Annotated in this window: 31 protein-coding genes; 20 read left to right on the forward strand and 11 right to left on the reverse strand. The window is 61.6% G+C overall.

Translation table 11 applies throughout. From position 1 onward, the window contains the following. Positions 1 to 54: 54 nt before the first annotated feature. Genes P3C29_RS10465 through P3C29_RS10475 form a run of 3 tightly spaced genes read right to left on the reverse strand, consistent with a single transcriptional unit; the run spans position 55 to position 1,438 of the window. Entirely contained in the window at positions 55 to 576 is a 522-nt protein-coding gene (locus P3C29_RS10465; protein ID WP_176438686.1) for a hypothetical protein, read from the reverse strand. A 60-nt stretch (positions 577 to 636) separates the two neighbouring features. Beyond that, the gene (locus tag P3C29_RS10470; RefSeq protein ID WP_010172420.1) at positions 637 to 1,275 is read right to left on the reverse strand and encodes an XRE family transcriptional regulator; all 639 of its coding nucleotides are present in this window, start codon (positions 1,273 to 1,275) and stop codon (positions 637 to 639) included. Positions 1,276 to 1,279: 4 nt separating this feature from the next. After that, positions 1,280 to 1,438, reverse strand: coding sequence for a hypothetical protein (locus tag P3C29_RS10475; RefSeq protein ID WP_201124685.1), 159 nt, complete (start codon positions 1,436 to 1,438; stop codon positions 1,280 to 1,282). A 216-nt stretch (positions 1,439 to 1,654) separates the two neighbouring features. On the opposite strand from P3C29_RS10475, the gene P3C29_RS10480 reads away from it, so the two are divergent. Beyond that, positions 1,655 to 3,802 (forward strand): TonB-dependent receptor, encoded by a 2,148-nt coding sequence (locus tag P3C29_RS10480; protein WP_275964506.1) that lies wholly within the window; start codon positions 1,655 to 1,657, stop codon positions 3,800 to 3,802. Here P3C29_RS10480 and P3C29_RS10485 read toward each other — a convergent pair. Next, the gene (locus P3C29_RS10485; RefSeq protein ID WP_169389003.1) at positions 3,799 to 4,098 is read right to left on the reverse strand and encodes a hypothetical protein; all 300 of its coding nucleotides are present in this window, start codon (positions 4,096 to 4,098) and stop codon (positions 3,799 to 3,801) included. The genes P3C29_RS10480 and P3C29_RS10485 overlap by 4 nt on opposite strands. A 375-nt stretch (positions 4,099 to 4,473) precedes the next feature. Here P3C29_RS10485 and P3C29_RS10490 point away from each other — a divergent pair, with 375 nt between their 5' ends. From P3C29_RS10490 to P3C29_RS10505, 4 genes are all read left to right on the forward strand, one after another. Beyond that, entirely contained in the window at positions 4,474 to 5,319 is an 846-nt protein-coding gene (locus P3C29_RS10490; protein ID WP_010172413.1) for a DNA/RNA non-specific endonuclease, read from the forward strand. Between the two features lie 246 nt (positions 5,320 to 5,565). Beyond that, positions 5,566 to 6,111: a sigma-70 family RNA polymerase sigma factor gene (locus P3C29_RS10495; RefSeq protein ID WP_201124683.1), complete on the forward strand. Its 546-nt coding sequence runs from the start codon at positions 5,566 to 5,568 to the stop codon at positions 6,109 to 6,111. Beyond that, entirely contained in the window at positions 6,108 to 7,052 is a 945-nt protein-coding gene (locus tag P3C29_RS10500; protein WP_275964507.1) for a FecR family protein, read from the forward strand. The genes P3C29_RS10495 and P3C29_RS10500 overlap by 4 nt, the downstream gene beginning before the upstream one ends. 89 nt (positions 7,053 to 7,141) lie before the next feature. Continuing rightward, entirely contained in the window at positions 7,142 to 9,631 is a 2,490-nt protein-coding gene (locus P3C29_RS10505; RefSeq protein WP_275964508.1) for a TonB-dependent siderophore receptor, read from the forward strand. 69 nt (positions 9,632 to 9,700) lie between these two features. On the opposite strand, the gene P3C29_RS10510 is transcribed toward P3C29_RS10505, so the two are convergent. After that, the gene (locus tag P3C29_RS10510) at positions 9,701 to 11,113 is read right to left on the reverse strand and encodes a PLP-dependent aminotransferase family protein (protein WP_275964509.1); all 1,413 of its coding nucleotides are present in this window, start codon (positions 11,111 to 11,113) and stop codon (positions 9,701 to 9,703) included. 17 nt (positions 11,114 to 11,130) lie between these two features. Further along, on the reverse strand, positions 11,131 to 11,733 hold the full coding sequence (locus P3C29_RS10515) for an NAD(P)H-dependent oxidoreductase (protein ID WP_275964510.1): 603 nt from the start codon (positions 11,731 to 11,733) through the stop codon (positions 11,131 to 11,133). Positions 11,734 to 11,928: 195 nt separating this feature from the next. Between P3C29_RS10515 and P3C29_RS10520 the strand changes: the two genes are divergently transcribed. From P3C29_RS10520 to P3C29_RS10530, 3 genes are all read left to right on the forward strand, one after another. Then, entirely contained in the window at positions 11,929 to 12,375 is a 447-nt protein-coding gene (locus tag P3C29_RS10520) for a carboxymuconolactone decarboxylase family protein (RefSeq protein ID WP_029615984.1), read from the forward strand. Between the two features lie 76 nt (positions 12,376 to 12,451). Then, positions 12,452 to 12,772 (forward strand): multidrug efflux SMR transporter, encoded by a 321-nt coding sequence (locus tag P3C29_RS10525; protein ID WP_169388998.1) that lies wholly within the window; start codon positions 12,452 to 12,454, stop codon positions 12,770 to 12,772. A 114-nt stretch (positions 12,773 to 12,886) separates the two neighbouring features. Beyond that, the gene (locus tag P3C29_RS10530; RefSeq protein ID WP_010172397.1) at positions 12,887 to 13,525 is read left to right on the forward strand and encodes a hypothetical protein; all 639 of its coding nucleotides are present in this window, start codon (positions 12,887 to 12,889) and stop codon (positions 13,523 to 13,525) included. A gap of 65 nt (positions 13,526 to 13,590) precedes the next feature. Here P3C29_RS10530 and P3C29_RS10535 read toward each other — a convergent pair whose 3' ends face one another. After that, positions 13,591 to 14,136: a hypothetical protein gene (locus P3C29_RS10535; RefSeq protein WP_275964511.1), complete on the reverse strand. Its 546-nt coding sequence runs from the start codon at positions 14,134 to 14,136 to the stop codon at positions 13,591 to 13,593. A gap of 213 nt (positions 14,137 to 14,349) precedes the next feature. On the opposite strand from P3C29_RS10535, the gene P3C29_RS10540 reads away from it, so the two are divergent. Next, positions 14,350 to 14,679: a hypothetical protein gene (locus P3C29_RS10540; protein ID WP_029615983.1), complete on the forward strand. Its 330-nt coding sequence runs from the start codon at positions 14,350 to 14,352 to the stop codon at positions 14,677 to 14,679. A 3-nt stretch (positions 14,680 to 14,682) separates the two neighbouring features. Here the strand turns inward: P3C29_RS10540 and P3C29_RS10545 are convergent, their stop codons facing one another. Then, positions 14,683 to 15,234 carry a DUF4262 domain-containing protein gene (locus P3C29_RS10545; RefSeq protein WP_275964512.1) on the reverse strand — a complete coding sequence of 184 codons (552 nt, stop codon included), beginning with the start codon at positions 15,232 to 15,234 and terminating at the stop codon, positions 14,683 to 14,685. A 172-nt stretch (positions 15,235 to 15,406) separates the two neighbouring features. Here P3C29_RS10545 and P3C29_RS10550 point away from each other — a divergent pair, with 172 nt between their 5' ends. From P3C29_RS10550 to P3C29_RS10565, 4 genes are all read left to right on the forward strand, one after another. After that, positions 15,407 to 16,102, forward strand: coding sequence for a fumarylacetoacetate hydrolase family protein (locus P3C29_RS10550; RefSeq protein ID WP_275964513.1), 696 nt, complete (start codon positions 15,407 to 15,409; stop codon positions 16,100 to 16,102). 36 nt (positions 16,103 to 16,138) lie between these two features. Continuing rightward, entirely contained in the window at positions 16,139 to 17,038 is a 900-nt protein-coding gene (locus P3C29_RS10555; RefSeq protein ID WP_010172387.1) for an AraC family transcriptional regulator, read from the forward strand. A gap of 91 nt (positions 17,039 to 17,129) precedes the next feature. Further along, entirely contained in the window at positions 17,130 to 17,576 is a 447-nt protein-coding gene (locus tag P3C29_RS10560) for a GNAT family N-acetyltransferase (protein ID WP_201124678.1), read from the forward strand. A gap of 4 nt (positions 17,577 to 17,580) precedes the next feature. Continuing rightward, the gene (locus P3C29_RS10565; RefSeq protein WP_169388995.1) at positions 17,581 to 17,841 is read left to right on the forward strand and encodes a hypothetical protein; all 261 of its coding nucleotides are present in this window, start codon (positions 17,581 to 17,583) and stop codon (positions 17,839 to 17,841) included. A 287-nt stretch (positions 17,842 to 18,128) separates the two neighbouring features. Here P3C29_RS10565 and P3C29_RS10570 read toward each other — a convergent pair whose 3' ends face one another. Further along, positions 18,129 to 19,073: a sensor domain-containing diguanylate cyclase gene (locus tag P3C29_RS10570; protein WP_010172383.1), complete on the reverse strand. Its 945-nt coding sequence runs from the start codon at positions 19,071 to 19,073 to the stop codon at positions 18,129 to 18,131. 243 nt (positions 19,074 to 19,316) lie between these two features. On the opposite strand from P3C29_RS10570, the gene P3C29_RS10575 reads away from it, so the two are divergent. Further along, positions 19,317 to 19,565: a DUF1652 domain-containing protein gene (locus P3C29_RS10575; protein WP_010172381.1), complete on the forward strand. Its 249-nt coding sequence runs from the start codon at positions 19,317 to 19,319 to the stop codon at positions 19,563 to 19,565. A 4-nt stretch (positions 19,566 to 19,569) separates the two neighbouring features. On the opposite strand, the gene P3C29_RS10580 is transcribed toward P3C29_RS10575, so the two are convergent. Beyond that, complete coding sequence (locus P3C29_RS10580) at positions 19,570 to 19,713, reverse strand: hypothetical protein (RefSeq protein WP_166742173.1); 144 nt, start codon at positions 19,711 to 19,713, stop codon at positions 19,570 to 19,572. A gap of 269 nt (positions 19,714 to 19,982) precedes the next feature. Here P3C29_RS10580 and P3C29_RS10585 point away from each other — a divergent pair, with 269 nt between their 5' ends. From P3C29_RS10585 to P3C29_RS10605, 5 genes are all read left to right on the forward strand, one after another. Next, on the forward strand, positions 19,983 to 20,303 hold the full coding sequence (locus P3C29_RS10585; RefSeq protein WP_010172379.1) for a YXWGXW repeat-containing protein: 321 nt from the start codon (positions 19,983 to 19,985) through the stop codon (positions 20,301 to 20,303). 47 nt (positions 20,304 to 20,350) lie between these two features. Beyond that, positions 20,351 to 20,932 (forward strand): RNA polymerase sigma factor, encoded by a 582-nt coding sequence (locus tag P3C29_RS10590; protein ID WP_010172377.1) that lies wholly within the window; start codon positions 20,351 to 20,353, stop codon positions 20,930 to 20,932. Next, entirely contained in the window at positions 20,929 to 21,360 is a 432-nt protein-coding gene (locus P3C29_RS10595; RefSeq protein WP_201124676.1) for a hypothetical protein, read from the forward strand. The genes P3C29_RS10590 and P3C29_RS10595 overlap by 4 nt, the downstream gene beginning before the upstream one ends. Then, positions 21,357 to 21,833 (forward strand): periplasmic heavy metal sensor, encoded by a 477-nt coding sequence (locus P3C29_RS10600; protein ID WP_169388991.1) that lies wholly within the window; start codon positions 21,357 to 21,359, stop codon positions 21,831 to 21,833. The genes P3C29_RS10595 and P3C29_RS10600 overlap by 4 nt, the downstream gene beginning before the upstream one ends. A gap of 89 nt (positions 21,834 to 21,922) precedes the next feature. After that, on the forward strand, positions 21,923 to 22,132 hold the full coding sequence (locus P3C29_RS10605; protein WP_201124675.1) for a YXWGXW repeat-containing protein: 210 nt from the start codon (positions 21,923 to 21,925) through the stop codon (positions 22,130 to 22,132). Here the strand turns inward: P3C29_RS10605 and P3C29_RS10610 are convergent. Continuing rightward, a complete protein-coding gene (locus tag P3C29_RS10610; protein WP_275964514.1) occupies positions 22,103 to 23,062 on the reverse strand; it encodes a LysR substrate-binding domain-containing protein in 960 nt (319 codons plus the stop codon). The two genes, P3C29_RS10605 and P3C29_RS10610, sit on opposite strands and share 30 nt — an antisense overlap. A 118-nt stretch (positions 23,063 to 23,180) precedes the next feature. Between P3C29_RS10610 and P3C29_RS10615 the strand changes: the two genes are divergently transcribed. Beyond that, on the forward strand, positions 23,181 to 24,185 hold the full coding sequence (locus tag P3C29_RS10615; protein ID WP_010172369.1) for an aldo/keto reductase: 1,005 nt from the start codon (positions 23,181 to 23,183) through the stop codon (positions 24,183 to 24,185). Positions 24,186 to 24,201 lie beyond the last annotated feature (16 nt).

The raw sequence follows: 24,201 nt of genomic DNA on the forward strand, positions 1-24,201 counted from the left end.
GCCGTTGTACGGCATCTCTAGAATCGGCCCCAGAACTTACTCATTTCCTGTCGATTACGGAGTTTCGAACATGATGAACGCCATGCAGATGCCAATGAACAACGCGATGCCAATGATGCCGATGATGGGCATGCCGATGATGATGGCCACCATGACCTGCAAGATGACCGACGAGGCCATGATGTGCACCATGAAGCCGGCCGCGGGCATGGACATGGCGATGTTCAAGAACAACGCCGAAATGATGGCGATGATGATGAACTGCGGCATGCCGATGATGATGCAGTGCGCCAACATGTCGATGATGTGCATGTCTGAAGACGGCATGGCGATGATGAACAGCATGTCTGCCATGAACATGCCGATGATGATGCCGATGGGCATGCCTATGCCGATGATGAAGTGCGTCATGGAATGCAAGATGGAAGCAGACTGCATGACCTGCAAGATGATGCCGATGCCAGGCATGAGCATGGACATGATGAACAACTGCTGCATGCTGATGATGAAGATGATGAACGACTGCGCCATGCCGATGATGATGAGCTGCAACGGCATGCCGATGATGTGCTGCACCTGCTGATTCGTTTGGTGTGAAACCAGAAAGCCCCGGCGAGTGCCGGGGCTTTCTGCGTTTCAGTCCAGGCGTTCCGGGTAGGTGATCACCAGGAACGCCACCGCCTCACTGTCTGCGGGGTTTCGGTAGCGGTGGGGCTGGTCGGCGTAGAACAGAATCGAGTCACCGGTGGACAGCAGGTAGCGTTCTTCGTTGACGCTGACTTCCAGCACGCCCTGGGCCACCACCAGGTTCTCCTGGATGCCCGGCCCATGGCCCTCTGAAATCTCCTCGCCGAGGGCCTTCAGGCGTATCTCGTAGAACTCCGACTGGCGCGCCATATCGTAGGGAAACAGCGCGCGGCTGATGAAGGTGCCGTCGGCACTCACCAGGCGTTTGCTCTGTTGCGCCGGCAGCAGTTCAACCCCTTCGAACGCACGGTTTTCCAGGAAGGCCGCCACCGACACTTTCAAACCCTTGGCAATCTTGCACAGCACTTTGATCGACGGCACGCTGCGCCCGGATTCAATCTGCGCCAGCATCGCCCGGCTCACGCCGCAGTTGCGTGCCAGGGCATCCAGCGACAGGTAGCGTTTACTGCGCAGGCGTTGCAGGTTATGGGCGACGCACTGGCCGATGGCGTCGTCATCGCCGCTGTTGCAGTCTTTGGATTTGGAGGGGAGGTCGGGCACTTCGGGAATCGCATGCAGGAAATTCATCGCCTCACGCCCGGCGGGTATCGCTGGAAGTGGTGACGTGTGCGGTAAACACCGCGACCCCGGCCCGTGCCGCGTACATCGCCCACATCAACTCAGCCGCTGCGCGAGCCTGGCGGCGTTTGCGGTGGAGGGTGAAATCGATGACGGTGGCAGATGCTTGCATGACGAAAATCTCTGGGGACTCAATGGCCCTACAGTAATCCGTACTACTTATTTCCATAAATACTGAGTTTGCATTTGGTAATTCGATTTTGGACTTAACGCCGAATCACGGCTGTCCGTCCATAAGAGGTGACCCGTGGAGCCTTGCAGGCTTCCCACCACAGACCTTGCGCCGGACCAAGCCCGTCGCAAAAACGAATTCCAAGGATTTACCCCCATGCCCCCCGCGTTTCTGTTCCCCGCCCGAAAAGCCTGGCCCTTGCTCGGCTTTGGCGCTGCCCTGAGCTTCAGCCCGGTCTCCCAGGCCGACGACACGCTGCAACTGGCACCCGTCGAAGTCAGCAGCGCCGAACTCAGCGCCGATGAACTGGCTCAGGCTCAACTTAAAAGCGTGCCCGGCGCCACCAACTACATCGACATGGGCAGCGTCGACCAGGGGCGGGTGAGCACCAACGAGGACGTGTTCAAATACCAGGCTGGCGTGTACGCCAAGGCGGCGAACAACGAAGGGGTGAAGCTTTCGATCCGTGGCTCGGGCATCAACCGTGGCCCGGGTGCCCACGCTTCCGGCCTGTACGAGACCTTCGACGGCCTGCCGCTGACCGGCCCGGGTGGCACGCCGTACGAGCTCAAGGACCCGTTGTGGCTCAGCCGCGTTGAAGTGCTGCGCGGCGCCAACGGGTTTGACCAGGGCGCCCTGGCCCTGGGCGGGGCGGTCAACTACGTGACCCATACCGGCTACGACGCCCCCACGTTGCAGGTGCGCTACGAAGCCGGCAGCCATGGCTACGCCCAGCGGGAAATCAGCTCGGGGCAGGTGCTGGGGGACGCCGACTACTACATCAGCCTTACCGACTCGCACTACGACGGCTTTCAGAACCACAGCGCCGGCAGCGGCAAAGGCATGGCGGCCAATTTTGGCTACCGCTTCAACCCCGATCTGGAAACCCGCTTCTACTTCCGCTACCGCGAAACCGACAACGATTCCCCCGGCAAGCTGACCCGCGACCAGATCAGCCACGATCCACGCGCCGCCGCCGCCCTCAACGTGGTGCGGGACTCGAAACGCACGCAACCGGGCTCGACCTGGATCGCCAACAAAACCACCTTGCACCTGGACGACAACGCCCGGGTCGAGGTCGGGCTGGCGTATCACGACTACCCGATGGACCTGCGCGAGGGCACCAACCGCCTCAAGGTCGCGTACACCGACGTCAGTGGCACCGTGAATTACATCCGCCAGGACACGCTGTTCGGGCGCGACAGCAAGACCACCCTCGGCCTGCGCACCACCCAGGCGATGCCGAATAACGGTGGCTCGGAATTCGTACGGATCCCGACCGGCAATACGGCTGGCTACGCGCCCGGCACCAAGACCCGCGACTACAGCTACCTGGGTTCCGACAGTGTGCTGCATATCGGCAATGACCTTGAGCTGGTGCCGGACCTTTGGCTGACCACCGGCCTGGCGGCGATCTACACCCGTCGCGAAACCGAAGTCAGCTACCCAGAGACCCACACACCGGTCAGCCAGCACGATTGGGATTACGCGCCACGGGTGGGCCTGCGTTATGACTTCAGCCCGCAATTGCAGGTGTACGGCAACCTGAGCCGTTCGGTTGAGCCGCCCCATGCGTGGTCGATGATCTGGGGTTCCAATCTGTATTTCCCCAAGGGCAGCGGCCCGGCGAGCGACCTGCAACGTGAAGGCGTGAAACTGAAAAACCAGACCGCCACCACCCTGGAAGTCGGCGGGCGCGGTGAAGCGTGGTTCGGCCAGTGGGACCTGGCGCTGTACCGTTCCGAGGTGCGCCACGAACTGCTCAGCGTTGAAACCCAGGCCGCAACGTCCACCACGTCCGCGATCACCGCTGAATCCAACGCCAGCCCTACCGTGCACCAAGGCGTGGAACTGAGCCTGATCAGCCCGCTGTGGGACGGTGGCCGCACCGGCCGGTTTGACTTGCGTCAGGCCTACACTTACAGCGACTTCCACTACCGCAACGACGACCGCTTCGGCGACAACACCTTGCCCGGCATCCCCAAGCACTACTACCAGGCGCAACTGCGCTACAGCCACCCGAGCGGTTTCTACACCAGCCTCAACGGCGAGCATTCATCGCGGGTGGCCGTGGACTACGCCAATTCCTACTACGCGGCGGCCTACACCCTACTCGGTGCGACGCTCGGGTATGACGCGCCGAAGCACGACTGGCAAGCCTGGGTCGACCTGCGCAACCTGACCAACCGGCGCTACGCGAATACGGTCACGCCGGGTTATGACGACAAAGGGATGGACGTGGCGCGGTCGACGCCGGGGGATGGCATGGGCGTGTACACCGGCGTTTCCTGGAGCTGGCGTTAAAGCAGGGCCTCGATTTGCGCCTGCTCCCAGGCACTCAGCAAGCTGACCGGATCGGTGCCGAAACGCTGCCAGTTCTCGGGGCTGCCGGTCCTGCCGTCGGGGGATTCGCAGGAGAGACAGCCGCGAAGTACGCCATCGTGCGCCAGCAGGGTGATCTGCCAGCCATCGGCGCGAAACAGTGTTCCCTCGATCTCGATCGGGGACGCTGCAACCTGCACGGTGCGGGTGCCAAGGGCGATGTCCTTGAGCAACTGGTAAGCCTCCCGCGCAGAGACGGTCGAGGGGGATGGAGTCATGAAAATCAGCCTTTTTCGGGGGCGTGCAGTGTCGCGTTCCCGCGAGGGTGTTTCAAGTTCAGGGCCCCCGTCCACGAGCCGGTTTTTTTGCTTTTAGTGCTGGTTTTTTTGTAACAATTACCTGTATAAGATAAAGCCTGCTCCACTGAAAGATACTTCTTCAGGAGCAGTTAGTTCCTTGCGCCACCGGCGTGGGTACTTAAGCGGGTACGCACATGGAATGTCGCCGTACGCGCAAACACAGTTATCCAACTGTCAGCAATCAACTTGATAGTGTTGTCATTTCATCACGAAGTGGCTTTCGCACTGCCGGGATCAATTGCGCCCGTTTTATCGCTTTAAACTTAATTAATCGGTTGTAAATGGAGTATTACCATGCAAAGGAAAGCACTGTTCAAATACGTCGCGTTGTTGTGGGTGCCGCTGATGGCGGGCTGTATCAGCACCCAGCCTTCACGGGTGCCGGAGCGCGCTATCCAGGCGCCTGTGGAGCAGGCCGCCGCAGTCGATAACTGCTCCCAGGGCTGCCCTTCCGGCGGTGGGCCGCTGACGTTGAATCGCCAGGCCTACACCCTCAATAACAATGCCTCGACCAAGTTCGCCAACTGGGTGGCCTACCGGATTACCAAGTCCACACCAGCCAGCGGAAAACCGCGCAATTGGCAGACCGATCCGGACATTCCTGCGGGCGAAACCCTTGACCCGGTTGACTATAACGGCGCCAACGTGGCACTGAAGGTCGACCGCGGGCACCAGGCAAACCTGGCGTCGATGGCCGGCGTCGCCGATTGGCAGACCCTCAATTACCTGTCCAACATCACCCCGCAAAAGTCCGATCTGAACCAGGGACCGTGGGCACGCCTGGAGGATCAGGAGCGCAACCTGAGCCAGGACGCCGCAGTGGATGAGGTGTATGTGATGACCGGCCCGCTGTATGAGAAATTCATTGGCAGCTTGCCGGGGACTAATAAGGTCCACACGATTCCCAGTGGTTACTGGAAGATTGTTTCTGTGGGCAAGTCGCCGCAAGACGGACTTTATGCCTCGTTCATCATGAATCAGGAAACACCCAAGGGCGCCAACTTCTGTGACTATCGCGCAACGGTCGAACAGATTGAGCAACGTTCCGGGCTGACATTCTGGAGCGCGTTGCCGCAAGCGGTGCAAACTGCACTTAAGTCAAAGCAGGGGCAACTGCCTCAGAGAATTGGCTGCAAGTAAGCGCCATGTTCTAAACGTTAGTCGTTAGTTATCATTCACCCATTAAGTTGGCAGGCGCGGGAGTGCGTGCCAACTAAGGGTCGTTATCACTCAGTAAGATTTTAACCCGCAGTCATTACCTACCTGCATCCGGCTCGCTGCACCTCACGCACGGTGGCTTCGGTCGCCGGGCCTCTTGCTCCCCCTTCGTTTTACTGTCATCGTTCGCGCAATTGGTAATCTTTCTTGTTTGAGAAATTTTTGCGCATGCATGACTTTCCTGTAGCTCAGGGTGATACAGCCCGTCGCCAGCAGACCATCGCCACCCTCTACAGCGACCACCATTCCTGGTTGCACGGTTGGCTGCGCAAGAAACTTGGCTGTTCGCAACATGCGGCAGACCTGGCCCACGACGCTTTTATCCGCATTCTGCTGCTGGCCGAACCGCACACCATCAAGGAACCTCGGGCGTTTCTGGCAACGACGGCGGGGCGCCTGATGATTGATGGCGCGCGGCGGCGGCGGATCGAGAAGGCCTATATGGAAGCCCTGGCGATTCAGAGTGAAGACGCCGGCATGCCCGATCCGGCGGCGATTCATGTGGCGCTCCAGGCCCTGGAGCGCATCGCCGAGATGCTCACCGGCTTGCCCGCCAAGGCCCGCGAAGCCTTCTTGCTCAGCCGTCTCGACGGGCTGACCTACAGCGAAATCGCCGCACAACTGCAGGTGTCACCCAGCACCGTGAAGAACTACATTTCCAGCGCGCTGGTGCACTGCTATCACACCCTGCACGGGGCGGACCCGCTGTCGTGAGTTCCGAGCAGATCATCAGTGAAGCCGCCCGCTGGCTGACGTTGTTGCACGACGACCCCGTGACCGAGGCCGACCGCGCGGCGTTCGAGCGTTGGCGCCAGGCCGACCCACGGCATGCCGTCGCCATCGAGCGTATGCGCAGCCTGTGGGGCAGCCTCGACGAACTGCCCGCCGCGCCGGCGCGCATCGCCCTGAACCGCGCATTTGCGCCGCAGAAAACCAGGTTTGCCGCCCGGGGCACCCAGGCCGTCGCGCTGCTGGGTGTGTTGTTGTGCGGCTGGGCCGGCTTTGAGCGGATGCCGGTGTGGATGGCCGACCAGCGCACCAGCGTGGGGGAGCGGCGCCAGGTGGCATTGACGGACGGCAGCCAGGTGCAACTCAACAGCAACTCGGCGCTGGACGTGAAGTTTGATGGGCATCAACGGGTGATCGACCTGTTGCAGGGCGAGATGTGGGTCGAGGTGGCCAAGGACGCGCAACGGCCGTTCGTGGTGCACACCGACCAGGGCACGGCCACGGCGTTGGGCACGCGATTCCTGGTGCGCAAGGCCGAAGACGGATCGACCGTGGTCACCGTGATCGACTCCACCGTGGCCGTCAAAGGCAACCGTGCAGGCGAGGTGAAAGTGCCGGCGGGGCAGGCGTCCACGCTCCGTGACGGACAGGCCGGCGAGCCGCACGCCATCGGCAATGCCGACCCGGATGCCTGGACCCGCGGCCTGCTCAAGGTCGATGACCAACCCCTGAGCGAGGTGCTGCAAACCCTCGCCGGTTACCGCCATGGCCTGATGCGCTTTGACCCGCAGGCCCTGCAAGGGCTGCGCGTGTCGGGGGTATTCAAGCTCGACGACACCGGCGCAGCGCTGGCGTCACTGGCGGATAACCTGCCAATCAAGGTGGAGTACTTCACCGATTTGGTGGTGGTGATCAAGCCGCTGTAAAAAATCTGAATAAAAACCGCTCTCATTCATACCCGATTTTCCGACATGACCGTCATGACTAATAGAACCCCCATTTCCCAGGACTTCTCATGTCGCGCCTTGCTCGTCCCTTACCGCCACTGGCCCTTTCAGTGGCGATGGCATTTGCCACCGTACCCCTGCTGATCCCTCAAGCGTCCTACGCGGCGCAAAGCGCTGCGTTCTCCATTCCCGCCGGCGACCTGAGCCGGGCCCTCAACAGCCTCGCCGAACAGGCAGGCCTGGTGTTGGCGTTTGATTCCAGCCTGACCCGTGGCAAGCACAGCAATGGCCTGAACGGGCAGTACAGCACCGACGCCGCCCTGGCCCAACTGTTGGCCGGCAGCGGCTTGCAAGCCCTGAAGATTGCCGACAACCGCTACCGCCTCGAAGCCATCCCGCCCAGCGATGGCGCCATGGAATTGCAGGCCACCACCATCAGCGGCGCCTATCAGTCGGAAAGCCCCACCGGCCCGGTGTCCGGCTACGTGGCCACCCGCAGCCTGTCGGGCACCAAGACCGACACCGCGCTGATCGAAACCCCGCAGTCGATCTCCGTGGTCACCAAAGACCAGATGCGCGCGCAGAACGCCGAAAGCCTCAACCAGATTTTGCGCTACAGCGCCGCCGTGATCCCGGAAACCCGGGGCTCCACCGCCTCGCGCCTCGACCAGTTGACCATCCGTGGCTTCGCCCCGGCCACCTACCTCGACGGCCTGCGCATGCCGTCGAGCCGGGACGCCTTGCCGCAAAAAGACGCCTTTGACCTGGAGCGCGTCGAAGTGCTGCGCGGGCCGGCGTCGGTGCTGTACGGGCAGGGCACGCCCAGCGGTGTGATCAACATGGTCAGCAAGCGCCCCCTGGACACACCGTTCCATGAGGTCGGCGTGGAGTACGGCACCTTCAACAAGAAGCGCACCACCTTCGACTTGAGTGGCCCGCTGGACGATCAAGGCGTGTATTCCTACCGCGTCGCCGGCTTGTTCGACGATGCCGACGGGCAGATCGACCACACCGAAACCCGTCGCCAGTCCCTGTCCACCGCCTTTACCTGGCGCCCGGACGACAACACCTCGCTGACCTTGCTCGGGCATTTCCAGAAGGACCCCAAGGGCGCGTCCTACGGTTCGATGCCGGCCTGGGGCTCGGTGCTGCACAGCCCGACCGGACGCAAGATCGACGTGGATTTCTACGACGGCGAGAAAAGCTTCGAGAAGAGTGACCGCGAGTATTACTCCATCGGCTACGCCTTCGAACATCATTTCAACGATGTCTGGACCGTGCGCCAGAACGCCCGTTACCTGCGCAGCGAAGGGCAGTACCGCAGCCTCTACAGCAACTACCTGGAGAGCGACTACCGCACCATTCGGCGCTCGACCACTGCGAGCGACGTGAACATCGACGCCTACGCCCTCGACAACCAGTTGCAGGCCAAATTCGACACCGGTCCGTTGCAGCACACCGTGCTGATGGGCGCCGATTACCAGAACACCAGCACCGACACCAAGTCGGGCAGCGGCGTGTACACCGCCGGGCCTACGCTGGATATTTTCGACCCGGTCTACGGTGCGGCAGTGCCGGTGCCGGCCTACACCAGCGACGCCACCTCGCGCAGTGAGCAAACCGGCGTGTACCTGCAGGAACAGATGAAGTGGGACAAGTGGGTGTTGTTGATGGGCGGGCGCTATGACTGGGCTACCACCGACAACAGCACGCTGGCCATGACCACCCAGAAAAAGACCAAGTCGTCCCAGGACAGCAAAGCCTTCACCGGCCGCCTGGGCCTGGTTTACCTGTTCGATAACGGCCTGGCGCCGTATGTCAGCTACTCGGAATCCTTCCAGCCGCAATCCGGCACGGGCTACGGCGGTTCGACGTTCCAGCCTACCGAAGGCAAACAGACGGAAATCGGCATCAAGTACCAGCCGCCGGGCAGCAACAGCTTCATCACGGCGGCCATTTTCGACCTGCGCCAGACCAACGTGCCGACACTGGACCCGGACGCTTCCCACCTGTGCAACGGCTCGCGCTGCCAGGTGCAGGACGGTGAGGTGCAGTCCCGTGGCTTCGAACTGGAAGGCAAGGCCAGCCTGAACGACAACCTGGACATTACCGCGGCCTATGCCTACCTGGATAACCGCATCAGCAAGTCCAACAACACCGTGCGTTATGCGCCCATCAGCGACATCGGCGTCGGCCCGGCCATCGCGGCCGAAGGCACCACCACCTACGCCGTACCGCGCCATACCGCCTCGGCCTGGGCGGACTACACCCTGCACGACGGCACGCTGAAAGGCTTCGGTGTCGGGGCGGGTGCGCGGTATGTCGGTTCGTCGTGGGGCGATACCGCCAACACCCTGAAAGTGCCGGGCTACACCTTGTTTGATGCGACGGTGCACTACGACATTCCGCACATCAACCGCCAGGGTGACAACCTGCGCCTGGCGGTGAACGCCACCAACCTGGCGAACAAAGAGTACGTCGCATCGTGCTATTCCTACTCGTGGTGCTGGTATGGCTCACAGCGCACCGTGCAGGCGAGTGCCACATATCAGTGGTAAATAAAAAAGGCCTTGGCGAAAGGATTCGGGAGCAGCAGCGCCAAGGCCAAAAAACAGAGCGTTCGCCGATCAGGCCATGAGCGTATCCAGGATGCGTTTCCCAAGGGCCTCGGCGACGGCCTCGGATTCGATATTGGCAAAGCCCAGCAGCAAGCCGGAGCCGGTCTGGCCTTGAATATTCCAGTCGCTCAAGGCTTCTGCATAAATCCCGGCCTGCGCCAGGCGCGCCACGCACAGGCGGTCTGACTGTTGCGCGTTCAGGCGCAGGATCAGGTGCATTCCGCCCGGTTGGGCATCAATCGAAATATGCGCGCCCAAGGCCTTGCGCAGGCCCCTGGCGGTGGCTTCCCGCCGCTCACCGTAGAGTTTGCGCATACGCTGGATATGCCGCGCAAAATGCCCTTCGGCCATAAACGTCGCGACGATCGCCTGGGTCAATTCCGGGCAACCGCCGAGGAAGGTCTGGCTGACGTGCTCGAAGCGTTCCACCTGCGCCGCCGGCACCACCAGGTAGGCGAGGCGGATACCGGGAAACAACACCTTGCTGAATGTCCCGGCGTAAAGCACCCGGCCTTCGCGGTCCAGGCTCTTGAGGGCCGGCAGCGGGCGGCTCACGTAGCGGTATTCGCCGTCGTAGTCGTCCTCGATGATCCAGGCCTGCTGGCGGCTGGCCCAATCCAGCAGTTCCAGGCGCCGGGGCAACGCCAGCGAGACGCACAGCGGGCTTTGATGGGCCGGCGTGACCACTACGGCGCGGGCGCCTTTGCCCGGTTGCACGGCCTGGGACACCTGCATGCCGTCCTGGTCCACCGGTACCGGTATGGCGTTGATATTCAAGTAATCCAGCAACGGTCGGGTGAACAGGTAGCCCGGGTCTTCCACCAGCACCCGGTCGCCCGGTTCCAGCAGCGCATGGGCGATCAGGCCCAGGGTGTTGCGGTAGCCCGAGGTGACGAAGACTTGCGCAGGCGAGCAATGGATACCCCGGGCGACCTGCAGGTAGCTGGCAATCGCCGTGCGCAGGGAGTTCAGGCCGTAGACGCAGGGGTTGGCCATGTCTGCGACCTGGGTGGCACGCACGCAGCGGGCGGCGATTTTCGACCAGATCTTGCGCGGGAACGCATCGAGTGCCGGCAGGCCCATTTGAAACGGCAGCACGGCGGCCTTTTGCCTCACGGCGTTGTGATCGCTGGCGGTGGCGGGGCGCTCCGGCAGGCTGGACTTGATCCCTTCAGCCACCACGGTGCCGGCCTGGCCACGGGCCTGGATATAACCTTCGGCTGCCAGCAGCGAATACGCCGTGTCGATGGTGCCCCGGGCCAGACCCAGCTCCTTGGCCAGGGCCCGGGCCGCTGGTATGCGTTCCCCCGGCTTGAGCAGACCGTCGGCAATCGCGCTGCGGAACCGCCAGTAAAGTTGCCGGTAGATCGGCTCGGCAGAGCCGGCGTCCAGCGGTGAAAAGGCCTTGATCGAAGTGCTCATCCGGCGGCGGGTCCTGTTCAGGTGGCGAAGTAGTCGTGCAGCGCCTGGTCGGTCTGGAGGCGGGTCTGGGCCAGGGTTTCCGGGCGTGAAGCGGTGCCTTCGACGGTGAAGAAGGTCACGTCATGCAGGCCGATCATGCCCAGGATGGTTTTCAGGTACGGCGTCAGGAAGTCCGGCTGGTGCGCACGCTCCCCGGAAAATCGCCCGCCCGAGGCCACGGCGACGAACACGGGCCGGTCCTGCAACAAGCCAACCTTGCCCTGGGCCGAGATATCGAAAGTGCGGCGCACCCGCGCAATGTGATCGAGCCATAGCTTGAGGGCTGCGGGCACCGAGTAGTTATGCATGGGGGTGGCAATCACCACGATATCGGCCAGTTCCACTTCGCGAACAAGCTGCTCGGACTGGGCCATCGAACCCTCTGATGAGACATCCACCGGCGACTGCTGGGACGTTGCATAAGCCTCGTCCACCGGCGCCAGGGCATTGCCGGCGATAAGGCGCCGGGTCACCTCGGCAGCCGGGTGCCGCTGGCGCAGGCATTCAATGATCCTGTGGGAGAGCGCGGTGCTCTCCGACGCTTGCCCGCGAGGGCTGGCACTGACATGCAGAATATTCATGGGGCGGTGCTTCCTGGATGGATGGCCCTCAGTCTACGAACCCCATGACCCATGCCAAAGGGCCAAGAATCAAGATTCAGAGTAGGCCATGCCGGCGCATTCATGGCCTGGTGTTCAAGCCAGATCATGGATCTTTTGGAGTAGGCCATGGCGCCGCAAGATGGCGGCTTCATCCCACTGCTACAGGATTTCACCATGACAACGCGTCTCGACTACTCCAAAGCTTCCCCTGAAGGTTACAAAGCGTTCGGCGGGGTTTACGTCTACCTGCAGAACAGTGGCCTGTCCAAGGAGCTGATCGACCTGGTCTACCTGCGGGTTTCCCAGGTCAACGGCTGCGCCTTTTGCATCGACATGCACTCGCGGGACCTGCTCAAGCAAGGCCTGGCCGTGGACAAGCTGGTGCTGGTGCCGGTGTGGCACGACGCCGGCGCTGTCTTCACCCAGCGTGAGCGCGTGGCGCTGGCCTTTGCCGAAGCCGTTACCGCCAGTGATGTGTCCGACGCGGACTACGCGGCGGCGGCCGCCGAGTTCAGTGACAAAGAGCTGGCCGATCTTACCTACGGCATCGCCTTGATGAATGCCTTTAACCGGCTGGGCATCACTTTCCGCACCACGCCAGCGGCTGCCGCCAAGGCCTAAGCCGAAGCGGATTCGCGGTGGCGAGGCGGCTGGGCCCCTCGCCACACACCCATTGAGTTTCCTGAGGGTTCACCCTATGGCATGGCTACTCCTCGGCTTGGCCGGCATCCTTGAAATCGCCTTCGCGTTCGCGATGAAGGCCTCGGATGGCTTCACCCGATTCACCCCCGGACTGCTCACCGTGGTGACCGGCGTTTCCAGCGTGATCCTGCTTTCGATGTCGCTGCGCACCCTTCCGGTGGGCAGCGCCTATGCGGTCTGGACGGGAATCGGCGCCGCCGGCACCGCGATCCTCGGCATGGCGTTGCTGGGCGATTCCACCGCGCCGTTGCGGGTGCTGTGCATCGTGCTGATCCTGGCAGGCGTGATCGGCCTCAAGCTAGTCTCGGCCAATTAGTACCGCTATGAGCAGGTATTTATCAGAGATGGCCTTTTAACATTGCATCTCACTCTTTATCATCCGCCCCAGCACTCCGGCCATGGAGACGCTCCATTCACTAAGGAAGTCGTAATGCACATTGGAAAAATGCTGGGGTTGGCCCTGATCACGTTGTCGATGAGCGGCTGCGCCAGTTTCACGAAGGACGAAGTAGCACCGGTCACGCTGCCGTCGAAGGCCAGCTACGCCAACAAACCTAACGTCTACGTAGACTTCAAGTTCTACCAGGGCGAGCCGACCAACGCCGCCGCCGCCGAGGTTCCGCAAGCGCGGGAAATGCTCAAGCCTCAGTTGCAGAAAGTCTTGACCGACTCCGGCCTGTTTGGTCGCGTTACCCTGGATGAATTCCAGAAGCAGCCGGGCGATTACAACCTGCGCCTGAAGGTCTACAACCATCCACCGGGTGGCGGCCAACTGGCCCTGGCGTTTATCAGCGGCTTTACCTTCACCATCATCCCGGCGCTGGGGACTGATCAGTACACCATGAAGCTGGAATCGGTGGACGCACAAGGCCAGACGCTGAGCACCGGCACCAACCATGACGCGATCAATACCTGGATGGGTATCTGGTTTATCCCGCTGATGGCCAACACGCCAAAAGACGCGGTGACCGACACCTTTACCCGCCAGGTCAATGCCTTGCTCAAGCAAATGGTCGACGGCAATAACCTGAAGTACTCGGCACTGGATGCCGGCGTGCCACGGGCGTGACATGTTGCAAGCAATAAGCTGAAACAGCTGCGAGGGCAGGGTGACCGGCCCTCGCAGCCCAGGCCTTACTTCAGCGCCTGGATAAACAGCGGGTCGCTGTACAGCGACTTGAGCAAATCCCGCACCATCGGGTTGTAGGCATTGGCAGCATTCGGGATCGCAATGAACCCGAAGAACGAACTGGACCAGGTGTGATTCACTTCCTTGGTCGCGTCGTACGCCACGTCAGTCCCCTTGAGCAGCGTAAACCGTGCGGCCAGCGTGCCGTTGCCGGAGCCCATGCCTGCCGTCAGCGAATTCTTCACCACCAACACTTGCAGATGACGTTCGGCTTGCGGGTTCAGCAGGCCTGCCAATTGCAGTTCCTGAGTGATTGCGGCCTGGATATGCGCCGGGATACTGCCGCTGGGTGAGCGGATTGGATTGGCACGTACCGTCAGCGAACCTTCGCCCGACGCAGCAGTGACCTGGGCATTGCTGACGGGTTGCAGCGGGGCTTTTTGCTTGAGGATCTGGACGTTGTCGAAGTTCGGCTCGTATTGCGTCATGGTGACGCCGCAACCTTGCAACAGCAGCGCGAGCAATGGGGTCAACAGTAGAAGCTTTTTCACGGCGTTTCCTTGCGTGAGTGTGGGAGAGCGCCGCGATTATCGTCAGGCAATGGCCGGGCGGCAACAAATAGTGGCAAAAGGCCTTAAAACTTGTGTAGGCGCTTGACCCGGTGTCCTGCCGGAAAAATCATCAAGAAGGCAATTTGCTGGCCCCTTTGTAACAAAATCCTCGCCAAAATCACTTTTATTTTCAGGTGGTTAGGCGGGATGCAAATGCGCAAGGTTGGAATCATGCTGATCGCCTGTTCCCTGGCGGGTGGGGCAGTATCGGTTCAGGCACGGGAGCTGCGGGACAACGACAAATACATGTGCAGCTGGGGCGCGGGCACGGCGGCCCGGGCGCAGGAATTGAAGCTGTCGGGGGTGTCGCTGTATGCCGCGCGCCAGAAACTGAAGACCTACCAGTTCAAGAAACCCTGGATGCACATGATGGCCATGGGCATCACCGAGCAGACCTACGACAGCCGTTCGCGGGTCAAGCCCGAGGTGATTCGCCAGAGTTTTTACCAGGATTGTGTGCGCTACAAGCTGGCGCGCAAGTAACCCCTACTTGTCCAGCAGCACCTGAAACCGTGAGAACGACTGGTCGTAGGTCGGCTCCCACGGAAAGCGCCCTTGCTTGTCCGGCCAGACCATTTGCAGCGCGGGGAAATCCGCCTGGACCGAACCGTAGAACCAGCCGGCATAACCGAGGTATTCGCGGTAGTGCTGGCGGGCGACAGGAATGAACGCGATGCGCATGCCTTCGGCAATATCGTCATAGGGCGTGTAGGTTTCATAGGCGGCTTTCGCGCCGGCAAAGCGGATCGCGGTGATGTTCAGCAACTGCTGTGCAATCTGCGGCGGCAGCCCGAATACGATGATTTCCGGCTGGCCGAAATTTGCGTAGAACCCCAGCGAGTAGGCAAACGACGGCTCCCCGTCTTCGGCACGCACATGTACATGATGCCAGCCGATTTTCTTGATATCCGCCAATACCTGTTCGTCGTACTCCGTATCTGCCTTGGGCAACTGGAATCCCGGGAGCGGGGCCTTGGCCGACGTGTTCATCGAGAACAATGAGGCGGCGAAGAGGGCGACGGCGCGAATGATGTTCATCAGAGTCCTTTCTGCGGGATCGTTGGGTGAAAGCGCGATGAGGCTAGCAGCGTTGGGTTCGGTCGGCAAAGTGATCGATGCACCGCTCAGTGCAAAATCTGCGTAAGGCTGTCCAACTTCGCCCTGGCGCCAGTGCGCATACTGGCCCCAGGTAAACGAAGAGGCACCTGCCATGACCCGCTACGTCATCACTCCCAACGAAATCCCGTCCCTCGCCATCCAGGACGACGACGCTCGCTTCCCGCTGCGCCGGGTGTTCTGTGTGGGGCGCAACTACGGCGAACATACCCGTGAAATGGGCCACGACCCCGACCGCGAGCCGCCGTTCTTTTTCATGAAACCGGCCGATGCCGTGGTGCCTGCCGAGGGCGTGATCGCCTATCCGCCGCTGACCGCCGACCTGCACCATGAAGTCGAGTTGGTGGTAGCCATCGGCGAGGGCGGGGTGGACATTGCCCCGGAAGATGCCCTCGCGCATGTCTGGGGTTACGGCCTGGGCATCGACCTGACCCGCCGCGACCTCCAGGCCCAGGCGAAAAAACAGTCGCGTCCCTGGGAATGGGCCAAGGCCTTCGATGAGTCGGCACCTTGCACGGCGTTGCAGCCGGTGAGCGCCGTCGGCCACCCGGGCACTGGGCGAATCTGGCTGAAGGTCAATGGCGAACAACGCCAGGTGGGCGACCTGGCGGACCAGATCTGGTCGGTGGCCGAGGTGATCAGCCATGCGTCCAAATCCGTGGCGCTGAAGGCTGGCGACCTGATCTTCACCGGCACTCCGGCGGGCGTCGGCACCTTGCAACCGGGCGATGTCGTGACCGCCGGAATCGACGGCCTGACCGAGCTGGGCTTCACCCTCGGCCAGGGTTGACGCTACAGTGGTGCCCAGGCTTCCCGAGAATGACGTATGCCCGGCACCCGCATCACCACCTATGGCATGGAACAGCGCAGCGACCGCTCTGACTTCTACATCCGCGACAAGCGGGGCAGGGCGGCGCTGACCAGTCCCCATCGCCACGAATATTTCCAGATCCAGATCAACCTCGGCGGCGACACCGTGCAGCACATCGGCGGTGCGGTGCGCCCGTTCCCGAAAAAGGCCCTGGCCTTTATCCTGCCTCATCGCCTGCACGTGATCCCCCATCCCGAAGACGGCGACTTCATGCTGATCAATTTCAGCCAGGGGTTTTTCCTGCCGCAACTGACCTGCGACCCGCTGGACCTGGAAGACATTCCCATCGGCCAGGCCCCTGAGCTGTCGCCGTTCCGTTTCCAGGAACAACTGGATTTCATCCTTGAAGACGCGGCATTCGAGGAAGTCAAAACCTGGCTGGAACACATGCGCACCCTCGACGCCCACCGCAGCTTCGGCGCCCGGGAGCGGCTCAAGGGTTACCTGTTCCAGTTGATCGGGCTGGTGTGCCAACAGTACGCCGAACCGCTCCAGGCCTTCGCCGCCAACAACGCCACCCGCCGTGGCCGCAAGGATGCCCTGGCGCGGGTGCAAGGCTACATCCGCGAGCATCTGCACGAACCGTCGCTGAATCTCACCGAAGCGGCGGCGGCCGCCTTTCTGTCGCCCAACTACCTGACCCACCTGCTGCGCAAGGAAACCGGCAAGCCCTTTTCCCAACTGGTGCTCGACCGGCGCATGCAACTGGCGCGCACGCTGCTGCTCAACAGCCCGCAGAGGATCGGCGCGATCGCCGACCGTTGCGGGTTTACCGATGAAGCGTATTTTTCCCGGTGTTTTCGCAAGGCCCACGGGCTGGCGCCGGGGCAGTTCAGGCGGCGTGAGCAGGATTAACGCGTCATTCAGCTGACTGTTTTACAAATCCAACACAACCCATGTGTTTCAATTTACATACAATTGAGCGTCTCATTGGGAGGCGGTGCACATGGGTACGGTTATACGGGTGGCAACCCCGGACGATATCGAGGCCATTTTCGAGATTCGCACGGCGGTGGTGCAGAACCATCTGAGCCGCGAGCAGATGGCCGAGCTGGGTATTACTCCGCAGGTCGTCGCCGACAGCATGCGCGAGGCTCCCTGTGTGTGGCTTGCCGAAGTGAAGGGTACGCCCGTCGCGTTCTCGATGGTCGATCTTGCCGAAGGCGAGGTGTTTGCGCTGTTTGTGTTGCCGTCCCACGAGAACCTCGGGTTAGGCCGCCAGTTGATGGCAGTGGCCGAGGCGGCGTTGTTCGAACGCCACGACACGCTATTCCTGATCACCGACGGGCGCGATCAGGTCCGGGCCAATGGCTTTTACCAACGGCTTGGCTGGTCAGTGGTCGACACAGCCGAGGGCGACGACGTTCGTTATCAGAAACACAAGGTGCAATGAGTGTATGAGTGAGCTGGAACCCCCTCCATCCAACGCCTTCCGCTATTTTGTTGTCGGGGTTCTGTGTGTGGCGGTGATGCTGGGGGCCTATTTCGTTCGGCTCAATGCCCAGGTTGATCGGCAGCGGGAAGAAGCGGCTGAGCGCCTGGCGTTGTGTCGTCAGGCGGCCGCCGTTTCGCGTGCCTCTCCTCAGGACGAATTGGTGCTGGTGGATCCGTGCAGACACTTGAGTGAGCATTACCTGAAGAAGCCCACACACTTTTAATTAATAACCTTATTTTTATCGCGGAATTAAACAGCGCAAGTTTGTTTAATTTAGGGAGTTATTGCACCAAAAAGTGGCATTTTTAATAATCGGATCCATTAAAAATGTGTGGTTATTGAATGACTTAGCGCTGTTTTAATCCGACGAAAGGTTGAAAATCATCTTGTTACAAGTTTTCCCGCTGGGTAATATAGCCGGGCGTTCACCTCCCACGGTTTATGCATTTTTAAATCCCAAGTTTCCATCAGCTACTTGGGATTTTTTTTGCCCGCGATTTGACCTTTGTATCAATTCGCCACGTCGGCAAACTCCGCGCGCATCCGGCCATTGCGCTTGGCCTGGTACAGCAGCTTGTCTACCGCTTCGACAAACTCCAGCGCCGCGCTGCCCGGTTTTACCGTGCAGGTGCCTACCCCAAGACTCAGCGTCAGCAGGTCGGACACCGCCGAATGCCCATGCCCGATCTGTTGCTGGCGTATGAGGTGCAGGCAGCGTTCGGCCACGCGCCGGGCGGATTCGGCATCGGTTTCCGGCAGCAACCACACAAACTCTTCACCGCCGATGCGCGCAATGAAGTCCCGCGGCCGGTTGGCCGCCTGCGACAGCGTGCGTGCCACCTGGCGCAGGCATTCGTCGCCCTTGATATGGCCGTAGAGGTCGTTGTACTGCTTGAAATAATCGATATCCAGCAGGATCAACGACAGCGGCAATTGGCTGCGCTGGGCACTGGTCCATTCGCGCGCCAGCACGGTGTCGAACATGCGCCGGTTGGCGATGCCGGTCAGGCCGTCCTGGAAGGAATACTCCTCCAGCTGTTTCTGCAGGCGGATCAAGTGCTCTTCGGTCTTCTTGCGCTCGCTGATATCGAACATGAAGCCGATCAGCGCTTGCACCTCGCCGTCCTTGCGCTCCACGTGCACCACGTCGCGAATCCATACGTACTCGCCGCTGGCGGTCAAGGCCCGGTAATCGGCTTCGTGGTCGACCCCGGCGCGGGACTGCGAGACGCAGAAGTTGACCACGTATTCGCGGTCGTCCGGGTGCATGCGTTCCACCCAGTCATCGACGGTGGCCCAGCTCTGCGGGGTCCAGCCCAGCAATGTCTCGATTTGCGGGCCGATGTAGCTGAAGGTCATGGTTGCCCAGTCGATGCGCCAGGGAATGGCCTTGGTCGATTCCAGCAAGGTCTTGTACACGGCACTGTCGGGTTCGCTCGGCGGTTCGATGCTCATAAGGGACGCTCTTGATGGCGGCAAAAACCCAGAGCATCTGGCCATCATCGGCAGGAATCAAGTGCTTCGCGCGGCATCGGATGAGAGGTCGTGGTGTGGTTTTTCTGGCGTCAGCCGGCCAGCGCTTTTAGCCAAAATGAGCACTGAGTATCACTTTTGACTTAATTCCCCGGCAGGTTGAAAAAGCTCATCTACCCTAGACGGATCACGTCCACCGAGTCTGGTCCAGCGAAGGGTGCCCGCATGGTCTCGATAGCCGAGTTTCGCCACATCATGGAGTCGGGCTTCCTGCCCCTTGCCTGTGACTGCTCGTTGAACAGCGACGGTTCGCTGCGCATCAATATCTTCGACCCGGTCTCCGGCCGCGTCGACCTGCTGTTGACCCGTGTCTCGCCCCAGGGTCTGGACAGCATCCGTTCCATCTCAAACCTGATTGGCGAACTGCGCACCGAGATCAAGGCCGGGCGCAGGGGGTTTGCGGCGGTCAGTTAGTCGATCAGGAGATCGCTTGTGCCGTCGGGGTCGTGACTACCCCGTAACCGCGCCAGCAGCAATGCTCGCGGTGCCCCGGCAGGAACACGCAGCCGCCAAGGTTCATGAGCAGGACGGCGGCAACCAGCAGTGAAATTCGACGAGACATGGTGATTTCCTCAAGGTAGTGAACGTTGCCGCTCAACAGGCAGGCCTGCGGATTGCCAACGGTTAACCCTTGAACGCGACCGCCTGGCCAAATCCGTCGCGGCTTTTTGCATATTTCATCAAACCCCCGCAAACCCTGGGCAATACTGGCCCTGTCTGGCGTGCTCGCGCGTCGCGAAAAAAATCATTTTTGACGCGACGGATTTTCCCGGCACCCGCCGTTCAACCCTACAGCTGCGATCACTGGCGATCGCCGATGAAGGAGTTGTCATGAGAGTTGCACGACCGCTGGCCACATTACGTTATGCCTTGTTGCTACCGCTGGCCCTGGCCGCCCTGGTCAGCACGCCGACCTTTGCCCAGACCGAAGTGATCATCCGCGATGCGCCGCCGCCGATGCGCGTCGAGGCGGTTCCCGTCGAGCGTCCTGGCTACGTGTGGGACCGCGGGCACTGGCGCTACGAAGGGCGTGGCTACGTGTGGGTGCCGGGCCATTGGCAGCCAGTGATGCGCAACGCCCGTTGGGAACCTGGCCACTGGGAGTCGCGCGGCCCCAACTGGTTCTGGATCGAAGGGCACTGGATTCGCTGACCAGCCCGTCAACCTGACCCTTAGCCACCGGACCGAGACTTGCCCTATTGAAAGACACTGATCCGGACGTTGAGCTGTTGGCCCGCATCGGTAACAACGAACCGGCGGCCATCAACGAAATGGTGACGCGCAAACTTCCACGTTTGTTGGCGCTCGCCAGTCGGATCCTCGGGGATGCCGACGAGGCCAGGGATGTGGCCCAGGAAAGCTTCCTGCGTATCTGGCGCCAGGCTGCGAACTGGCGCAGTGGCGAAGCGCGCTTCGACACCTGGTTGCACCGTGTGGTGCTCAACCTGTGCCATGACCATTTGCGTCGGCGCAAGGAGCGCCCGTTGAACGACGAGGAGGCCATGAACGACGTGGTCGACAGCGCGCCTGCGCCCGATGAGCAACTCGAAGCGGTTGCCCGCAGCGAGCATATGGCGCGGGCGTTGGCGTCGCTGCCTGATCGCCAGCGCGAGGCGATCGTGCTGCAGTACTATCAAGAGCTGTCGAATATCGACGCCGCGGCGCTGATGAACATCAGCGTCGAGGCACTGGAGAGCCTGCTGTCACGGGCCCGGCGCAACTTGCGCAGTTACCTTGACGACACACCCGGGCCCGCCCGCCCAGGAAGGGGAAAACCATGACGCCCGAACGATTTGCCCAATTGGCCGAGGCTTACGGCGGCCACTTGCACCGTTGGCCCCGGGCCGAACAGGCCGAGGCCCAGGCACTGCTGGACGCAGGCGATGACGGCGCACTGGAGGTGTTGCACCAGGCACGCTGGCTCGATGGCCAGCTGGATGGCTATCAACTGGCGCCGGTCGACCCGGCGCTGGCCCGGCAGATCCGCCAGTCGTTTCCCCGGCGCCCGTCCTTCTGGGCGCGCTACGCCGGCTGGCTGTCGCCCGCCGGTTTCGTCGGCGTGGGCATTGCCGGGATCGCCGCCGGAATCCTGGTGGCGTCCTTGAGCGTGCCGCTGCCCATGCTCGGCCCTGAAGTCCTGCCGAGTGTCTTCGACCAGGGCGACGCCGAAGTCGTCTTCACCGTCAACGCCGAGGAAAGCGAGCAATGACCCCGTCACCCAAATACCTGAAGCCGCTGCTGGTTGTGTCGGTGTTGTTCAACGTGTTTTTGATCGGCGGGGTCGGCGGTGGCCTGTACCACTGGCTGGCGAATACCAAACCCGCCGAGGCCGTGGTGAACCAGCATGGCTTGCGCCAGGCGATGGTCAAGCTGCCGCCGGAACGGCGCAAGGAATTGCGCCAACTGCTGCGTCAGAATCGCTCGGACAGTCAACCGCTGGTGCTGGCCGGGCGCGAGGCGCGGCTGGATGTGATCAAGCAACTGGAAGCGCCGACCCTGGACCGCGAGGCATTGGTGACCGACCTGGGCAAAGCCCGGGAAGCCGACATGGCGCTCCGGGCGTTGGTGGACAACACCCTTGCGCAGTTCGCCAGCACCTTGCCCCGGGATGAGCGCCAGCGGTTGGTGGAAGCGTTGTATTTGAAGGGGCAGGCGAAGGGCCAGGTCGCCAAAAAGAACTGAGACGGGCGACGGATTTTCCCGGGTGGCAGCGTTTAACCCGGGTAAGCCCGCCACTCAGGCGCTGGCCAGTCTCATTGGGGAATCCTGCCATGTCCCGCCTATTAAAAGCCACGCTCGCCGCCACGTTGATGGCGGCTGCGTTATCCGGTTGTATTGTCGAACCTGTTCACCCGCGTCGTCCGCCCCCCTTGGTTGAAGTGGTGCCGGTGGCACCGGCGCCGGGGTATCAGTGGGTGCGGGGGCACTATCGCTGGGGGAATGGGCAGTGGTTATGGGTGCCGGGGCATTGGCGGTATTGATCCTTCACCACTGTCAGCAACAACACCGGCTCCCACATGTGATAGGGGCTCCGTCAGGACTTTCCTGAACGTCTCCACCAACGGCCGCAAATTGATCCGGTGCCACGCCGCCCACAGCGGTGTGGTATAGGTCAGCCACGGCAGTTCCCGCAGCACCACGCCCGGTGGTGCATTGCGGCTCAAACCCTTTTGCACCATCGCCACACCCAACCCCGACGCCACCAGTCCCAACGCGGTAAACGGCTCGCTGGCTTCCATCGGAATCTGCGGGGTGAAACCTGCCCGAATGCACGCCGCGACGAAGTCATCCGCCGGGTTCGCCCCGGGTTTGCGTTGTACGCCGATCCATTGTTGCTCGGCGAGGTGTTCGGGCAGCAGTTCGCTGAGGCTGGCCAGCGGATGCTGCTCGGGCAGCGCCAGCAACATCGGATCGTCCAGCACTTGCAAGGCAATCAGGTCCGGGTCATCTGCTGCCGGCGGTTCACCTACCAGGGCGATGTCGAGGCTGCGCTGGCGCAAGCCTTCCAGTTGCTCAATGGAGGGCAGGTTGTACAGGGCGATATGCACGTTGGGCCGCGCGTCACGCAGTACCTTCAGGGCGTTGGGCAGTACGCCCGCGTGCATGGCATTTTCGATGTAGCCGATGCACAACCCGCCTTCTTCGCCTTTGCCCAGGCGCCGACCCAACGATTCCAGGCGGTTGGCGTGGGTCAGCAGCGCCTTGGTTTCGGCAAGGAACGTCTGGCCATCGCGGGTCAGGCGGATGCGCTGTTGGCTGCGCTCGAACAGGGTCAAACCCAGGCGCTCTTCCAGTTGGGCGATTTGCCGGCTCAGGGGCGATTGGGAAATGTGCAACCGTTCGGCAGCACGCCCCACGTGTTCTTCTTCAGCGACTACAACGAAGTAGCGCAGTTGGCGAAAATCGATCATGTCAGACCTGTAAGGACTCAAGTTGGTCGCAGTATGTCTTGGACGGTCCGATCTCTGCAATCTACGATCTGCTCAACGGTCAACACAGCGACCTTGAACAGTCTTGAGGATTTACCCCATGAGCTTGAAAGACAAACTGCCCGGCGTGCTGGGTTTTGGCACCGCCCCGTTGGGCAACATGTTCCGTGCAATTCCTGAAGACGAGGCGCAAGCCACTGTCGAAGCGGCCTGGAACCAGGGCGTGCGTTACTTCGACACCGCGCCGTTCTACGGTTCGGGCCTCTCGGAAATTCGCCTGGGCCAGGCCCTGTCGAAGTACAACCGCGACGACTATGTGCTCAGCACCAAGGTCGGCCGGGTGATCCTGGATGAAGTGGAAGAAAGCGCCCGCGACCTCGGCGAGAAAAGCGGCGTGTTCGAACATGGCCGGCCGAACAAGATGGTCAACGACTACAGCGCCGACGCCACCCTGCGTTCCATCGAAGACAGCCTCAACCGTCTGCAAACCGATCGCCTCGACATCGTGTGGATTCACGACATCGCCCAGGACTTCTACGGCGACCAATGGCTGGACTACTTCAATCAGGCGCGCACCGGGGCTTTCAAAGTGCTGACCCGCCTGCGTGAAGAAGGCGTGATCAAGGCCTGGGGCCTGGGCGTCAACCGTGTCGAGCCGTGCGAATTGACCCTGGACCTCACCGAAGCCCAGCCCGATGGCTTCCTGCTCGCGGGTCGCTACACCTTGCTCGACCACGAACGTGCCTTGCAGCGCCTGATGGACGCGGCCCTGGCGCAGAACGTCGAGATCGTGGTCGGCGGCCCGTACAGCTCGGGGATCCTGGCCGGCGGTGCGCATTTTGAATACCAGAAAGCCAGCCCGGCGATCATCAGCAAGGTCGAGCAGATCAAGGCGATTGCCGCTGCCCATGGCGTCAGCGTGAAAGCCGCGGCCCTGCAATTCTCCCTGGCCCACCCGGCGGTGGCGGCAGTGATTCCGGGTGCCAGTCGTCCGGGTCGAATTGCCGAAGACGTCGCGGCGTTGTCAGAGAAGATTCCCGCAGCCTTTTGGCAGGCCCTGCGCGAGGCCCGATTGATTTCGGCCCGTGCACCGCTGCCGCTCTAACCACAGGAACGCGAAC

This window comes from Pseudomonas sp. 1912-s (assembly GCF_029269205.1).
Taxonomy (GTDB): Bacteria; Pseudomonadota; Gammaproteobacteria; order Pseudomonadales; family Pseudomonadaceae; genus Aquipseudomonas.

Excerpts from the sequence above, each read along its gene's own strand:
- P3C29_RS10470 (WP_010172420.1), bottom strand. The coding sequence starts at position 1,275 with ATGAATTTCCTGCATGCGATTCCCGAAGTGCCCGACCTCCCCTCCAAA.
- P3C29_RS10475 (WP_201124685.1), bottom strand. The coding sequence starts at position 1,438 with ATGCAAGCATCTGCCACCGTCATCGATTTCACCCTCCACCGCAAACGC.
- P3C29_RS10480 (WP_275964506.1), top strand. The coding sequence starts at position 1,655 with ATGCCCCCCGCGTTTCTGTTCCCCGCCCGAAAAGCCTGGCCCTTGCTC.
- P3C29_RS10485 (WP_169389003.1), bottom strand. The coding sequence starts at position 4,098 with ATGACTCCATCCCCCTCGACCGTCTCTGCGCGGGAGGCTTACCAGTTG.
- P3C29_RS10490 (WP_010172413.1), top strand. The coding sequence starts at position 4,474 with ATGCAAAGGAAAGCACTGTTCAAATACGTCGCGTTGTTGTGGGTGCCG.
- P3C29_RS10495 (WP_201124683.1), top strand. The coding sequence starts at position 5,566 with ATGCATGACTTTCCTGTAGCTCAGGGTGATACAGCCCGTCGCCAGCAG.
- P3C29_RS10505 (WP_275964508.1), top strand. The coding sequence starts at position 7,142 with ATGTCGCGCCTTGCTCGTCCCTTACCGCCACTGGCCCTTTCAGTGGCG.
- P3C29_RS10510 (WP_275964509.1), bottom strand. The coding sequence starts at position 11,113 with ATGAGCACTTCGATCAAGGCCTTTTCACCGCTGGACGCCGGCTCTGCC.
- P3C29_RS10515 (WP_275964510.1), bottom strand. The coding sequence starts at position 11,733 with ATGAATATTCTGCATGTCAGTGCCAGCCCTCGCGGGCAAGCGTCGGAG.
- P3C29_RS10520 (WP_029615984.1), top strand. The coding sequence starts at position 11,929 with ATGACAACGCGTCTCGACTACTCCAAAGCTTCCCCTGAAGGTTACAAA.
- P3C29_RS10525 (WP_169388998.1), top strand. The coding sequence starts at position 12,452 with ATGGCATGGCTACTCCTCGGCTTGGCCGGCATCCTTGAAATCGCCTTC.
- P3C29_RS10530 (WP_010172397.1), top strand. The coding sequence starts at position 12,887 with ATGCACATTGGAAAAATGCTGGGGTTGGCCCTGATCACGTTGTCGATG.
- P3C29_RS10540 (WP_029615983.1), top strand. The coding sequence starts at position 14,350 with ATGCGCAAGGTTGGAATCATGCTGATCGCCTGTTCCCTGGCGGGTGGG.
- P3C29_RS10545 (WP_275964512.1), bottom strand. The coding sequence starts at position 15,234 with ATGAACATCATTCGCGCCGTCGCCCTCTTCGCCGCCTCATTGTTCTCG.
- P3C29_RS10550 (WP_275964513.1), top strand. The coding sequence starts at position 15,407 with ATGACCCGCTACGTCATCACTCCCAACGAAATCCCGTCCCTCGCCATC.
- P3C29_RS10555 (WP_010172387.1), top strand. The coding sequence starts at position 16,139 with ATGCCCGGCACCCGCATCACCACCTATGGCATGGAACAGCGCAGCGAC.
- P3C29_RS10560 (WP_201124678.1), top strand. The coding sequence starts at position 17,130 with ATGGGTACGGTTATACGGGTGGCAACCCCGGACGATATCGAGGCCATT.
- P3C29_RS10565 (WP_169388995.1), top strand. The coding sequence starts at position 17,581 with ATGAGTGAGCTGGAACCCCCTCCATCCAACGCCTTCCGCTATTTTGTT.
- P3C29_RS10570 (WP_010172383.1), bottom strand. The coding sequence starts at position 19,073 with ATGAGCATCGAACCGCCGAGCGAACCCGACAGTGCCGTGTACAAGACC.
- P3C29_RS10575 (WP_010172381.1), top strand. The coding sequence starts at position 19,317 with ATGGTCTCGATAGCCGAGTTTCGCCACATCATGGAGTCGGGCTTCCTG.
- P3C29_RS10580 (WP_166742173.1), bottom strand. The coding sequence starts at position 19,713 with ATGTCTCGTCGAATTTCACTGCTGGTTGCCGCCGTCCTGCTCATGAAC.
- P3C29_RS10585 (WP_010172379.1), top strand. The coding sequence starts at position 19,983 with ATGAGAGTTGCACGACCGCTGGCCACATTACGTTATGCCTTGTTGCTA.
- P3C29_RS10595 (WP_201124676.1), top strand. The coding sequence starts at position 20,929 with ATGACGCCCGAACGATTTGCCCAATTGGCCGAGGCTTACGGCGGCCAC.
- P3C29_RS10600 (WP_169388991.1), top strand. The coding sequence starts at position 21,357 with ATGACCCCGTCACCCAAATACCTGAAGCCGCTGCTGGTTGTGTCGGTG.
- P3C29_RS10605 (WP_201124675.1), top strand. The coding sequence starts at position 21,923 with ATGTCCCGCCTATTAAAAGCCACGCTCGCCGCCACGTTGATGGCGGCT.
- P3C29_RS10610 (WP_275964514.1), bottom strand. The coding sequence starts at position 23,062 with ATGATCGATTTTCGCCAACTGCGCTACTTCGTTGTAGTCGCTGAAGAA.
- P3C29_RS10615 (WP_010172369.1), top strand. The coding sequence starts at position 23,181 with ATGAGCTTGAAAGACAAACTGCCCGGCGTGCTGGGTTTTGGCACCGCC.